Below are 12,279 nucleotides of genomic sequence, written 5' to 3'. Positions count from 1 at the left end.
GACGACCGGGCCGACCAGGGCGAACACCCCCGCCGCCGTTCGGACGAAGCCGATGCCCGGGAACGTAGCGGGCAGGTCCGTGACCGGATCACGGGTGTGGGGCAGCGCGAAGTAGACAGCCGCGCCCCGGAAGTCCGTGGCGACGATCCAACCGAAGCCCGTGGCCCACCCGCCCCACACCACGAGCAACACGACGTCGAACACCGGCACCCCCTCCCCGGCAACGACCCGTGCCGATGCCGGACATGCCGGGTACGGTACCCGCCGGCCACCGCCCTTCGACAGGCCCGTTCCCCGCCGGCGCGGACCGCCCGGGAGGGAGCGTTCCACCACCCCCGGACGTGGTGGAACGCTCCAACACCGGCCCGTGATCCTTGTGCCGGGCGGGACCGTCCGTCCGGTCCGCCCTGGCGCAGACTGGCCGGGCCAGGCTCCGACGACCCAAGGACGGCCCACGTGAGCGAGCGCGTTCTCACCCCCCGGAACCGGGGCTTCCTCTTCCTTGACTCCCACCCCCGGGGTTGCGAGCGGGTGGTGGCGGACATGTGGCGGGAGTGCCCCGAACCGCTCGGCCTCCCGGCCGGGGACGGGCCGGTGGCGCTGGTCATCGGTTCCTCGGCCGGTTACGGTCTGGCCGCCACCCTCGCCGGGCTGAAGCGTGCCGGCATCCGCGGCATCGCCGTCTCCTTCGAGAAGGCGCCCACCCCGCGTCGCACCGCCACCGCCGGTTGGTACCGCACCGCCGCCACCGCCGAACTCGCCCGGGACGCCGGGCGGGACCTGGTCCTCCTCAACGGCGACGCGTTCTCCGACGCGTTGAAGGACCGGGTGGCCGACCTGGTCGAGCAGCGCTTCGGCGGCCGCCTGGACCACCTGGTCTACTCGGTGGCCGCGCCCCGGCGCACCGATCCCGATACCGGCACCGCCTACGCCTCCGTCCTCAAGCCGATCGGTGCGGCCCACCGCACCAAGACCCTGGTCTTCGACGACCGGGGCGCCCCCGAGGTCCGGGAGGTCGAGACCGGGCCGGCCGAGGGTGACGACGTCGAGCAGACCGTGGCCGTGATGGGCGGCGCCGACTGGGCGCGTTGGATCGACCGCCTGGCCGCTCGGGGGGTGCTCGCCCCGGGCTTCTCCACCGCCGCGCTGTCGTACATCGGTTCGCCGCTGACGGCGGCCATCTACCGGCAGGGCACGATCGGCGCGGCCAAGGCGCACCTGGAGGCCACCGCCCGCACCCTGGACGAGCGGCTCGCCGCGTCGCTGGGCGGGCGGGCCGTGACCTCCGTCAACGGGGCCGCCGTCACCCAGTCCTCCACCGCCATCCCCGGCATCGCCCTGTACACCGGCCTGCTGCGCGGCGTCCTGGGGACGGACCTGGTCCCGCCGGTGCGGCAACTCGCCGCCCTGTGGGACCAGCTCACCGGCCTCGCGCCGCTCGCCCTGGACGACGAGGGCCGGGTCCGCCTGGACACCTGGGAACTCGCCGACGAGGTCCAGGCGGCGGTGGCCGAACGCTGGCGGGCGGCCACCACCGACACCGTCGCCGACCTCGCGGACCTGGACTGGTTCCGCGCCGAGGTGCAGCGCCTGTACGGCTTCGCCGTGCCGGGCGTCGACTACACCGTCCCCGTGGCCACCGACGTCCCCTGGCCCACCCCTGTCGCGTCCTGAGCCCGAACGGGTCCCGGCGGGCGGCTCACCGCCGGGACCCGTTGCGCGCGGTGACGCCCGTCCCGAAGCCGGAGGCCAGGGGCATCCGCAGCCCCAGCGGCGGCGGTGCCTTGAGGGCGTCGAGCACCGGCCGGGCGAACCGGGTGCCGAACAGCGTGCCGAGGACGAAGTCCACCGCCAGCGCCCGCACTTCGTCCCGGTACTGGCGCAGCCCGTGCCCGTCCGCGTGCACCTCGAAGCGGCACACGTCCCGGTTGGCCTTCTTGGCGCGGGCCGCGAGCTGGAACGACAGCTCGGGGTCGTTGCGGTGGTCCTTGGTGCCGTGGACGATCATCACGCGCCGCCCGGCCAGCTGCTTCACCGGCTCGGGCGGCTCGGCGTCCTCCGCGGGCAGCCAGGGGGCGAGCGCCAGCACCGAGTACACCGCGGGGTGGCCGCCGGCCCGCAGCGCGGCCCGCCCGCCCATCCCGAAACCGGCGAGGCACACCGGCACGTCCCCGTACCGGCGCACCGTCTCGTCGACGGCCCATTCCGCGTCCGAGGCCAGCACCGCCCGCTCCCCGTTCCAGCCGAGGGCCCGGTACCGCACCACATGGGCGATCAACCCCTGCTGTCGTCCCTGTCTCGCCAGGTGTCTCCCGAACCCGCGGGCGCTGCCGCCCGCGAGCGGGGAAGGCGCCCGCTCCGAAGTCTCCCTGCCTCCCGGCAGCACCAGCACGACCCCGCCCGCCGTCATCCTCGTGGGGCCCTGCGCCCTGCCCAACCGAGCCCCGCGTCCCTGCGTCGCTCCCAGTCCCATGGCAGAACGTTCCCAGAAACAACGGCGTGTCCCACAACCCCTCGGGGTCACCTTTGCGTATCGGCGCATACGTACCCGTCGGTGTCTACGCGCGTAGGAGGTACAGTGCGAAGATGACGAGCCAGACGGGGCAGCACCCCGAAACGCCCAGCGCGGACCAGATCCGTCGCGCCCCCAAGGTCCTCCTCCACGACCACCTCGACGGCGGCCTGCGCCCCGGGACCGTGGTGGACCTCGCCCGGGAGATCGGCTACGACGCCCTGCCCGAGACCGACGCCGACAAGCTCGGCGTCTGGTTCCGCGAGGCCGCCGACTCCGGTTCGCTGGAGCGCTACCTGGAGACCTTCGCGCACACCTGCGCCGTCATGCAGACCAAGGACGCCCTCTTCCGGGTCGCCGCCGAGTGCGCCGAGGACCTCGCCGAGGACGGCGTCGTCTACGCCGAGGTGCGCTACGCCCCCGAGCAGCACCTGGAGCAGGGGCTCACCCTGGAGGAGGTCGTCGAGGCGGTCAACGCCGGCTTCCGCGAGGGCGAGCGCCGGGCCAAGGAAAACGGGCACCGCATCCGGGTGGGTGCGCTGCTCACCGCGATGCGGCACGCCGCCCGCGCGCTGGAGATCGCCGAACTCGCCAACGCCTACCGGGACTCCGGGGTGGTGGGCTTCGACATCGCGGGCGCCGAGGCGGGCTTCCCGCCCACCCGTCACCTCGACGCCTTCGAGTACCTGAAGCGCGAGAACAACCACTTCACCATCCACGCCGGCGAGGCGTTCGGCCTCCCGTCGATCTGGCAGGCCCTCCAGTGGTGCGGCGCCGACCGACTCGGCCACGGCGTGCGGATCATCGACGACATCGAGGTCGCCGAGGACGGCTCGGTCACCCTGGGCCGCCTCGCCTCCTACGTCCGCGACAAGCGCATCCCGCTGGAGCTGTGCCCGACCTCCAACCTCCAGACGGCCGCCGCAGCCTCCTACGCGGAGCACCCCATCGGACTGCTGCGCAAGCTGCACTTCCGGGCGACCGTGAACACCGACAACCGTCTGATGTCGGGCACCAGCATGAGCCGCGAGTTCGAGCACCTGGTCGACACCTTCGGATACACGCTCGACGACATGCAGTGGTTCACCGTCAATGCGATGAAGTCGGCGTTCATCCCTTTCGATGAACGACTCGCCATGATCAACGACGTGATCAAGCCGGGCTACGCCGAGCTGAAGTCGGCCTGGCTCTTCGAACAGACCGCTTCCACCAGGGGTTTCGTCGCTGCCAAGGGCTGAGTGGCGTGATGTGTGGGCGGCCGGATGTGGCAACACTCCGGCCGCCCGCGCGTGTTTGCGGCGGCCCCGCTGCGTGGCTACGGTCCTAGACCGCTCGTCCCGGAACTCCCGCAGCCCCGCCCCAACCCGCTCGTCGCGCGCCCGCGACAGCGCGTTCAACAGCAAGGACGCCACTCCCCATGAAGCAGTCTGCCGCCAAGACCCTCGGTGTCGCCGCGCTCGGCGCGGCCATCGCCGCCGTCGGTGCCGGTGCCGCGAACGCCGCCCCCGCCCTGCCGGACGCCACCTCCGCGCTCGGCGGCCTCACCCAGACCCTCCCCGTCGGGGGCGCCGTCCAGGCGCTGCCGGTCGCCGAGGCCGCGAAGATCCTGCCGGCGCCCGACGCGGTCAGCCCCCTCCCCGACACCCGCACCGCCGAGGCCACGACCACCGCCCTCGGCGGCGCCGCCACCGCGGCCAAGCCGGCCGTCGCGCAGACCCTCTCCGAGGCGCTGCCCACCAAGGGCCTGCCCCTCATCGGCGGGTTGCTCGGCGGACTGCCGATCAACGGGATCCCGCTGGGCTGACCGCCCCGACGAGCGGCCCCGCACCCACGCACGGACGGGCCCCGCCGACCGATAGAACCCAAGATGGTCGGCGGGGCCCGTCCGTGCGTCGGGGGGCGGACTACCACGAGGTGCGCGCGGCGGCCTTCTCGCTCGGCAGGAAGAACCACAGGCCGAGGTAGAGCAGGAACTGCGGTCCGGGCAGCAGGCAGGACGCCACGAAGAGGACGCGCATCGTCGTCGCGGAAGTGCCGAAGCGCCGGGCCAGCGCCGCGCACACTCCGCCGATCATCCGTCCGTCAGTGGGGCGGGCCAGGGCGGTCATGGGGGCTCCTTCACGAGGCGGTCAGAGGCGTACGGGTCGCACGGGGCCGGGAGCGTGCCCCCGGTCCTCCATCCGATGGCTCCACGCTACGGTCGCGAAGCGGGCAAAGCGTCACTCTGCGGGGCGATCCCGACCCTGGGAATCGTCGGGGTCGCTCCCCGGGGGCCGTCCACCTGGGGGAGGGGCGCACGGCGGGAGCGCTCCCCTCGGCGACGGAGCCGGGCCCGTACGGCCGGCACCACCAGCAGGTGCGCCACCCCCACGCCCAGGGTGTTCAACAGCAGCGAATCGACGTCCACCACCTGGCCCGGCACACCCGTCTGGAACAGCTCGATCCCCAGGGACAGCAGCCCGCCCGCGGTCACGGTGCGCAGCAGCGAACCCCATAGCGAAACGTTCAACCTGCCGCCCACGGCGGGGAGCAACACCCCCAGCGGAGCCAGCAGCACCAGGTCCCCGCCGATCCGCCGGAACGCGGTGGGCCAACCCGAGGCCAGGTCCGCCCTGATCCCGACCAGCGGGTGGAAGTTCGGCGCACTGATCCACGGGACGTCGAGGGGGCGCAGCGTGATCCACCCCACCAGGAGGACGTGGGCCAGCAGGAGGATCGCTCCTGCCGTGCGGATGCGGAAGCCTTGGCGCTGCACGCCTCCAAGGACGACACGTGCCCGGCCCGCGGTTCCGTTCGGATGCCGGACGCCTCGTGGCCCCGGTCACTCCGTGCCGTCAACGGTCCGCCGCACACGCCCATCGCACGGGGGCCGGCGTGCGGCCGAACGGGTGCCCCGGCACCGACCCGCTCCCCGCCCGGCACCGGAGACGGGCGCCGCCCACGAGGTCAGCCGCCGCGCACCTCGGTGCGCGGCGGCCCGTGCGAGCCGGGCCGGGCACGGACCTCGGGGGTGCACTCGTACGCGTGCAGCGCGGAGTCCCCCGGCCCGCCGAGCACCACCCGGCCGTCGTGCGCGGCGGCGGCCGAGTGCGCGAGCGTGCAGACGAGCTGCGCCAGCGCGAACGGCTCCAGTCCCGCCACCGGGGCGCTCAGCCGCAACGCGTCCCGAGGGTCGCCGGCCTGCGGGCCGGTCACCACCAGCCGGTCCGGCACGTCCGTGGTGTACCCCGCCTGGCGCTCCGCCCGGGCCATCGGCAGGGCCAACTGCTCCAGCAACGCCCGCGCCACCCGGCCGCGGTCATCCTTGCCGGCCGCGCGCTCCGCGCTCTGCCCCGCGTCCTGCTCCGCCGGCAGCTCCACCCGCCGCTGCACGGCCGCCAACTGCGAGGCGCACACCAGGAACACCCGCATCGGCACCCCGACCGCGTCCGGTCCGTCCGCCGGCGGCTCCGACACCGCGCAGGGCGTCCGGGACGGGGCCGACCCGAAATCGGTCGGCACCTCGGTCGGCCGGATGCCGCAGCCGGCGGCCGATAGGCCCAGCAGCACGCCCGCGGCCCCCGCGGCCCACCGCCGCCGCACCCCGGTCACCGGGCACCTCCCTGCCGCCCGTCGACGGCGACGTCCGCCGCCTCCGAGACGTCCCGCGGCAACCGCAGCGTGAACACGGCACCCCCCTCGTCCGAGTTGGCGGCCGTGATCTCCCCACCGTGGATGTGGGCGTTCTCCAGGGCGATCGACAGTCCGAGGCCACTGCCGTCGGACCGCGGCCGGGACGCGCTCGCCTTGTAGAAGCGGTCGAAGACGTGCGGCAGCACTTCGGCCGGGATGCCCGGCCCGTGGTCCCGCACCTCGATCAGCACGTCCCCCCGACCCGTGCCGTCACCGGCGTCCGTACGGACCGCCACCCGCACCGGCGAGCCGCCGTGCTTGAGAGCGTTCCCGATCAGATTCGCCAGGATCACGTCAAGGCGACGCGGGTCGACCTGGGCCATGATCCCGCGCTCGGCGTCCAGCTCCACCGCGTCCAGCCAGGCCCGCACGTCGATGCACGCGGTGATCTGGTCGGCGATGTCCACGTCGTCCAGCACCAGCCGCGCGGTGCCCGCGTCGAAGCGGGTCACCTCCATCAGGTTCTCGACCAGGTTGTTCAACCGCCGGGTCTCGCTGACCACGATCCGCACCGCCGGCTCGATCATCGGGTCCATGCTCCCGGTCTCCGCGTCCAGCTCCTCCTCCAGGACCTCCGTCACCGCGGTGATCGCGGTCAACGGGGTCCGCAGCTCGTGCGACATGTCCGCCACGAACCGCCGGGACGCCTCGTCCCGGGCGCTCATCTCGGCGACCCGCTTCTCCAGCGCCTGCGCCGCCCGGTTGAACGTCCGCGACAACTCCGCCAACTCGTCGGTGCCCGACACCTGGAGCCGGGTGTCCAGCTTCCCCTCGCCCAACCGTTTCGCCGCCGCCCCCAGCCGGTGCACCGGCCTGAGCACCGTCGTCGCCGCGGCCTGCGCGATCAGCGACGCCCCGATCAACGCCAACCCCGTCGCGATCGCGAGCGACCAGGCCAAGGAGTTCAGGTCCTCCTCCTCCGGCTCCAACGACTTCAGCATGTAGCCGCTCGGCCCGCCCCCGATCAACCGGGTGCCCGCCACCAGGTACGGAGTGTCCGCGATCGTCACCCGCTGCCAGAACAGGTGGTACGGCGAACGGTTCGTGGCCGTCAACGGCTGCTGCTCGTCGACCGCCTCCCGGAGCGAGGAGGGCACGTCGTCCAGGGCGAACGCCTTGACGTTCGAACCGCCGATCGCGGGGGTGCCCTCGTCGTCCCCGGCCAGCAACAGCACCTCGTAGTGCTGGCTGCTCGTCGCCATCTGGCCGGCCGCGTGCCGGAGTTCGCCCGCCGTCGGACGCGCCGGCAGCTCGCCGGCCCGGCTGCCCATCTCCTGCCGGAAGTCGTTGAGCGCCGCGCGCTGCGTCTGGGTCAGCACCGCCTCCCGGTTCAACCAGTACGCGATCCCCGACACCGCGACCGCCGCCGTCAACGCCACCAGGCCGAAGACCAGCACCAGCCGCAGCCGCAGGCTGGTGAACCGCAGCGCCGCGGAGAGTCCGCGCCGCACCCGGCCACCACCCGCCGCACCCCGCCCCGCGCGCCCGTCACCGGCGTCGCCGTCTTCGGGGGACTCCCGCTCGTCGTCCCGCTCGGTCACTGAGGACTGTCCAGCCGGTACCCCACCCCGCGCACCGTGCGGATCAGCGTCGGCGAGGACGGCACGTCCTCCACCTTGGCCCGCAGCCGTTGCACGCACGCGTCGACGAGCCGGGAGTCGCCGAGGTAGTCGTGCTCCCACACCAGCCGCAGCAACTGCTGCCGTGACAGCGCCTGGCCCGGCCGGCGGCTCAGCTCCAGCAGCAGCCGCAACTCGGTCGGCGTCAGTTGCAGGTCCTCGCCGTTCTTGGTGACCGTCATCGCGGCCCGGTCGATGACCAGGCCGCCGAAGGTCGCCGAATCCGTGGCCTCCCGCTCGCCCCGGCGCAGCACCGCCCGGATGCGGGCGTCCAGCACCCGCCCCTGCACGGGCTTGACCACGTAGTCGTCGGCGCCGGACTCCAGCCCGACCACCACGTCGATGTCGTCGCTGCGCGCGGTCAGCAGGATGATCGGCAACTGGTCGGTGCGGCGGATGCGACGGCACACCTCGAAGCCGTCGATGCCCGGCAGCATCACGTCCAGCACGATCAGGTCGGGCCGCTGTTCACGCAGCAGTTTCAGGCCGTCCTCGCCGGTGGCAGCGGTGGCCACACGGTGCCCCTGGCGCGTCAGCGACAGCTCCAGGGCCGTACGGATGGCGTCGTCGTCCTCGATCAGCAACAGGGAAGGCACGGAGGCCATTCTGTCCCATGACCCGCGAGGACACGACTGCCGCCGGTGACCCGGGCCCCTCCCCGGCCGTCCCCCCGACGTCACAGGCCCCTGTGACAGTGCTGTGACAGTCGGCGGACAACGTCATGAAGTGCCCGCGGAAGGATTCTGGTCATCGCACGGAGCACGATCAGCACTGACGGGGGGCGCGAGATGAACAAGCTGCACAGCATCAACGCGAGCGCGGTCGTCACGCGTCTTCACGACGGCGGACGGGGGAACGGTTCCAGCGAGAAGTCCGGTGCCGTGAGCGGGCGGGGGTGCGCTCGCGGCACCGGACGTCACCAGTGCACCCACACGACCTACATGACGATGGTCGACGCACCGCAGAAGGGCGTCGCCCACGGGGAGGCCGCGGGGGAGCGCCGGACCCGGTCGGAGGCGAACGCCGAAGCCGCGTTCACCGCCTACGTCCAGGAGCGCCGCGCCTCCCTGTACGCCACCGCCTACCACCTGACCGGTGACCGGTTCGAGGCCGAGGACCTCCTCCAGAGCGCCCTCTTCTCCACCTACCGGGCCTGGGACCGGATCAGCGACAAGGCCGCCCTCGGCGGCTACCTGCGCCGCACGATGACCAACCTGCACATCAGCGCCTGGCGCCGACGCAAGCTCAACGAGTACCCGACCGAGGAACTGCCGGAGACGCCCGGCGACACGGACGCCATGCGCGGCACCGAACTGCGCGCCGTCCTGTGGCAGGCGCTCGCCCGGCTGCCCGAACTCCAGCGGACGATGCTGGTCCTGCGCTACTACGAGGGCCGTACCGACCCGGAGATCGCGGACATACTCGACATCAGCGTCGGCACCGTCAAGTCCAGCATCTGGCGCTCGCTGCGCCGGCTGCGCGAGGACGAGGTCCTGAGCTTCGGCCGGGACCAGGAGGAGTCCTTCGGGGAGCTGGTCGCCTAGCGACCGGCCCCACCGGAGGCACGGTACGCCGCCACTGTGGGGGTGGCGGCGCACCGTCAGCACGGGGGAAAATCGGGGGAAGAAAGAAAATGGGTGGCTCGGGGGGGAACTCGGGAGCCCATGGGGGGAGTTAACAGGGGGAAGAGCCCACCGGGGGGTGGGACACGGGGGAACGGCCCTTCAACGGGAGAGCGGCAACCACCGGGGGGTGGGAACCGCGGGGCCGCATGAGCAGGACCGGAGGCCGGGGGGTCTTACCGGTCCTGCTCTTCCCTTTTCCCGTCCACGGGTTGGGGGCCGTCGCCGGCGAACAGGCCCCCGATTCCCCGAAAGTGTGCTCTTCGGCCCCGAACGTTCCCCTCCGTGTCCATTCGCCCACCGTGCGCACTCTCCTGGCCCTAGAGTCATGCGCCCAACCCGTGGTCAGGCAGGGAGGATCGGTGATGGGCCGTTGAACCGCAAGGACTTGAACCCGGAGGAATCGCCCCAGGCGGCGTTCGGCGCGGAGTTGCGCCGGCTGCGGGAGGCCCGCGGCCTGAAACAGGAGGAACTGGGCGATCTGACGGAGTACTCGGGCGGCCACATCTCGGCCGTGGAGACCGGCCGCAAGGGCCCGAGCCTGGCCCTGGCCCGCGCCATGGACCGTGCCCTGGGCGTGAAGGTCTTCGAGCGCGAGTGGTACGCGATGAAGCAGAGCATGTTCCTGCGGGGCTTCCCCGAGTACGTCCAGCACGAGTCCCGGGCGACGGAGATTCGGCTGTTCACGGTCGGGATCATCCCGGGGTTGTTGCAGACGCCGGAGTACGCGCGGGTGCTCGCCGACTCGAACGTGTACCGAGGCACCATTTCGCCGAAAGAGGCTGACGAGCGGCTCGCGTTGCTCGCGGAGCGGCAGGCAGGCTTGGTGGGGTCGCGCGCGCCCATGGTGATCGTGGTACTAGACGAGAGTTGTATCCGTCGTCCGGTCGGCGGGGCTAAGGTCATGGCTGCCCAACTCCAACGGCTGGTGGAGTTCGCCGAGGCACCCAACAGCGTGCTTCAGATCGCTCCCTACGAGATCGGTGAACGGCGTGCACTTGATCTGCCGGTGTATCTGCTGACCCTGCCCGACCGCTCGGCCGTCGCTTACACCGAGTCGCAGGGAATGGGGTACTTCGACCGTGAGAGCACCTCCGTCCATCCCCAGGTGAGGGCCTACCATCAGTTGCAGGCCGAGGCGCTCTCCCAGGCGGAGTCCGTGGCCATGATCCGGCAGGTGATGAAGGGGATGACCCATGACGAGTGAGCCGCGTTGGTTCAAGTCCTCCTACAGCAACAACGGTGGTGAGTGCGTCGAGGTCGCGGCGAACGTGGCCGTCTCCGAAGGCGTGGTGCCGATGCGGGACTCGAAGGTCGTGGACGGTCCCGTGCTGGCGTGGCCCGTAGCGGTGTTCGCGTCCTTCGTGGCAGGTGTCAGGGACGAAGGCTTCGGCACGGTCTGACCGTCGTCGAGCCGGGCGTTCCCCGCGGGAAGGTGGGGGAGCGCCCGGCCGGGTCGGGTGGCGACCAGGGGCGTCCGGTTCAGGGGGCGTCCGCGAGCGGGGGCGGTGCGGGGACCACGGCCGGAGTGGCCATGCCGTTGAATTCCAGCTCCGCCGGACCGAGTTCCACGCCGCGCACCAGCACGCCGGGAAGGTCCTCGAAGAAGCTCAGGGCCTCGGCGATGGCATCCGTCAGCGCCATGGCGGCGAAGGTGCAGGTGAACTTGGCGTAGTCCGGGCCCTCGATGAGACAGATGCGCCCGTCGTTGAACCGGTCGAGTCCGTCCAGGGTGTCGGACTGCTCGGGAGTCAGTGGCGCTTGGAGGTGCAGGACGAAGTCCCACTCACGCGCAGCCACGGTGCTGGTTGGTGAAGGCATCGATCTTCCTCGCCTCGTTTCCCGGACTCTGGGGTGTGCAGTGCACTCGGTGCTTCTCGTTGCAGGGACAACACACGACCCACCCCCACCGGTGGCGGTTCTTGTCGTGCGTCACCTTGAGGCCAGCTGCCTCGGCCCGCTTCAACGCCGCCTCGACGTCCTTCTTCTGGTGCCGGTCTCCGATTCCCACCAGGTCGTCCTACCGCTGTCCGGGTGGAAGCGGAGGGGTACCCGGTACACGCCTCACCCGAACGAGCGAACCCGCCCCCGGAGGGGCACCGGGGTGACCGCCGGGGCTTCAGGCGCGCGAGCCCTCCGGGGCCTGGTGGTCCGAGGCGGCGGCCACGCGGGCCGCGGCCTCCGTCTGACCGCAGGCGTACGCCCCCAGGTCGACCTGGTGGGCCACGATGCGCCGTTCGGTGCGCATCAGTCGCCAGCCCCGCCGCAGCAGGAACGGCACCGGCTTGCGGGCCTCCCGCAGGTCCCGTGCCAGTCGGCGGCGGAACGTCGTGGTGGGGCGGCCCCGTAGGCAGAGGGCGTCGGCGAGGAGGCCCAGGTCCCGGCAGCGGCGGACGACGTCCGCCGCGAAGATGCCCTCGGCGAGGAAGAGCGGCGCGCCGTCGAGGTCCATCCGGCTCGTGCCGGTGCGCGAGCTCGTGGAGATGTCGTACACCGGTACGTCGGTGCACCCGACCGTGCAGAGTTCGGTGATCGCCCGCACCGCGGCGTCGGCGTCCCAGGACAGCGGGGAGTCCCAGTCCACGTCACGGGAACCGGGCACCAGCGGCAGGGTGGGGTCGTCGTGTTCCTTGTAGAAGTCGTCCAGACACAGCACGGGCAGCCCGCTGCGTGCGGCGAACGAGGACTTTCCGGAGCCGGAGGGGCCCGTGATCAGGACGACACGGGCGGGTGACGGCGATATGTCGGGGAGGGAACTCACGAGAGTCCAGTGTGCGGCATTCCCGGGCGCCTGCCGACCCCGCGGGTCGGCTTTGCGGCCCGACCACGCCCTCAACTACGCTTCGTGAGTCCT

The 12,279-nt window shown here is 72.2% G+C and carries 15 protein-coding genes; 6 read left to right on the top strand and 9 right to left on the bottom strand.

Going from position 1 to position 12,279, the window contains the following annotated elements:
- Nucleotides 1-456 precede the first annotated feature (456 nt).
- Nucleotides 457-1,674: an enoyl-[acyl-carrier-protein] reductase FabV gene (fabV, locus tag ABT092_RS05995; protein ID WP_351240251.1), complete on the top strand. Its 1,218-nt coding sequence runs from the start codon at nt 457-459 to the stop codon at nt 1,672-1,674.
- Between the two features lie 25 nt (nt 1,675-1,699).
- Here the strand turns inward: fabV and ABT092_RS05990 are convergent, their stop codons facing one another.
- Complete coding sequence (locus ABT092_RS05990; protein WP_351240249.1) at nt 1,700-2,473, bottom strand: alpha/beta hydrolase; 774 nt, start codon at nt 2,471-2,473, stop codon at nt 1,700-1,702.
- 113 nt (nt 2,474-2,586) lie between these two features.
- On the opposite strand from ABT092_RS05990, the gene ABT092_RS05985 reads away from it, so the two are divergent.
- Entirely contained in the window at nt 2,587-3,750 is a 1,164-nt protein-coding gene (locus ABT092_RS05985; RefSeq protein ID WP_351240247.1) for an adenosine deaminase, read from the top strand.
- A 179-nt stretch (nt 3,751-3,929) separates the two neighbouring features.
- Nucleotides 3,930-4,316, top strand: a complete 387-nt coding sequence (locus tag ABT092_RS05980) for an ATP-binding protein (protein WP_351240245.1) — start codon at nt 3,930-3,932, stop codon at nt 4,314-4,316.
- A gap of 100 nt (nt 4,317-4,416) precedes the next feature.
- Here ABT092_RS05980 and ABT092_RS05975 read toward each other — a convergent pair whose 3' ends face one another.
- The 5 genes from ABT092_RS05975 to afsQ1 form a co-directional block, all read right to left on the bottom strand.
- Nucleotides 4,417-4,620 (bottom strand): PspC domain-containing protein, encoded by a 204-nt coding sequence (locus tag ABT092_RS05975; protein ID WP_351240243.1) that lies wholly within the window; start codon nt 4,618-4,620, stop codon nt 4,417-4,419.
- An 86-nt stretch (nt 4,621-4,706) separates the two neighbouring features.
- Nucleotides 4,707-5,267, bottom strand: coding sequence for a VanZ family protein (locus ABT092_RS05970; protein ID WP_351240241.1), 561 nt, complete (start codon nt 5,265-5,267; stop codon nt 4,707-4,709).
- A 191-nt stretch (nt 5,268-5,458) separates the two neighbouring features.
- A complete protein-coding gene (locus ABT092_RS05965) occupies nt 5,459-6,103 on the bottom strand; it encodes a hypothetical protein (RefSeq protein ID WP_351240239.1) in 645 nt (214 codons plus the stop codon).
- On the bottom strand, nt 6,100-7,725 hold the full coding sequence (locus tag ABT092_RS05960; RefSeq protein ID WP_502968395.1) for an ATP-binding protein: 1,626 nt from the start codon (nt 7,723-7,725) through the stop codon (nt 6,100-6,102). The genes ABT092_RS05965 and ABT092_RS05960 overlap by 4 nt, the downstream gene beginning before the upstream one ends.
- Complete coding sequence (gene afsQ1 / locus ABT092_RS05955; protein ID WP_351240237.1) at nt 7,722-8,399, bottom strand: two-component system response regulator AfsQ1; 678 nt, start codon at nt 8,397-8,399, stop codon at nt 7,722-7,724. Before afsQ1 ends, ABT092_RS05960 begins: the two co-directional genes overlap by 4 nt.
- Before the next feature lie 192 nt (nt 8,400-8,591).
- On the opposite strand from afsQ1, the gene ABT092_RS05950 reads away from it, so the two are divergent.
- The 3 genes from ABT092_RS05950 to ABT092_RS05940 all read left to right on the top strand — a co-directional run bounded on the left by ABT092_RS05950 (nt 8,592) and on the right by ABT092_RS05940 (nt 10,828).
- Complete coding sequence (locus tag ABT092_RS05950; RefSeq protein ID WP_351240235.1) at nt 8,592-9,347, top strand: SigE family RNA polymerase sigma factor; 756 nt, start codon at nt 8,592-8,594, stop codon at nt 9,345-9,347.
- 451 nt (nt 9,348-9,798) lie between these two features.
- Nucleotides 9,799-10,632, top strand: coding sequence for a helix-turn-helix domain-containing protein (locus tag ABT092_RS05945; protein WP_351240233.1), 834 nt, complete (start codon nt 9,799-9,801; stop codon nt 10,630-10,632).
- A complete protein-coding gene (locus tag ABT092_RS05940; RefSeq protein WP_351240231.1) occupies nt 10,622-10,828 on the top strand; it encodes a DUF397 domain-containing protein in 207 nt (68 codons plus the stop codon). The genes ABT092_RS05945 and ABT092_RS05940 overlap by 11 nt, the downstream gene beginning before the upstream one ends.
- A gap of 79 nt (nt 10,829-10,907) precedes the next feature.
- Here the strand turns inward: ABT092_RS05940 and ABT092_RS05935 are convergent, their stop codons facing one another.
- The 3 genes from ABT092_RS05935 to ABT092_RS05925 form a co-directional block, all read right to left on the bottom strand.
- Nucleotides 10,908-11,246 carry a hypothetical protein gene (locus ABT092_RS05935; protein WP_351240229.1) on the bottom strand — a complete coding sequence of 113 codons (339 nt, stop codon included), beginning with the start codon at nt 11,244-11,246 and terminating at the stop codon, nt 10,908-10,910.
- Nucleotides 11,212-11,436: a hypothetical protein gene (locus ABT092_RS05930; protein WP_351240227.1), complete on the bottom strand. Its 225-nt coding sequence runs from the start codon at nt 11,434-11,436 to the stop codon at nt 11,212-11,214. The genes ABT092_RS05935 and ABT092_RS05930 overlap by 35 nt, the downstream gene beginning before the upstream one ends.
- A 108-nt stretch (nt 11,437-11,544) precedes the next feature.
- Nucleotides 11,545-12,186, bottom strand: a complete 642-nt coding sequence (locus ABT092_RS05925) for a uridine kinase family protein (protein ID WP_351240225.1) — start codon at nt 12,184-12,186, stop codon at nt 11,545-11,547.
- Between the last annotated feature and the right edge of the window lie 93 nt (nt 12,187-12,279).

Origin of the sequence: Streptomyces sp. NPDC002490 (genome assembly GCF_040296045.1) — a bacterium.
GTDB lineage: Bacteria > Actinomycetota > Actinomycetes > Streptomycetales > Streptomycetaceae > Streptomyces.
This window is presented reverse-complemented; position numbering and strand designations above follow the sequence as displayed.

Coding starts and splice junctions, on each gene's coding strand:
- ABT092_RS05935 (WP_351240229.1), bottom strand. CDS start 11,246: ATGCCTTCACCAACCAGCACCGTGGCTGCGCGTGAGTGGGACTTCGTC.
- ABT092_RS05975 (WP_351240243.1), bottom strand. CDS start 4,620: ATGACCGCCCTGGCCCGCCCCACTGACGGACGGATGATCGGCGGAGTG.
- ABT092_RS05940 (WP_351240231.1), top strand. CDS start 10,622: ATGACGAGTGAGCCGCGTTGGTTCAAGTCCTCCTACAGCAACAACGGT.
- ABT092_RS05985 (WP_351240247.1), top strand. CDS start 2,587: ATGACGAGCCAGACGGGGCAGCACCCCGAAACGCCCAGCGCGGACCAG.
- ABT092_RS05980 (WP_351240245.1), top strand. CDS start 3,930: ATGAAGCAGTCTGCCGCCAAGACCCTCGGTGTCGCCGCGCTCGGCGCG.
- ABT092_RS05990 (WP_351240249.1), bottom strand. CDS start 2,473: ATGGGACTGGGAGCGACGCAGGGACGCGGGGCTCGGTTGGGCAGGGCG.
- ABT092_RS05950 (WP_351240235.1), top strand. CDS start 8,592: ATGAACAAGCTGCACAGCATCAACGCGAGCGCGGTCGTCACGCGTCTT.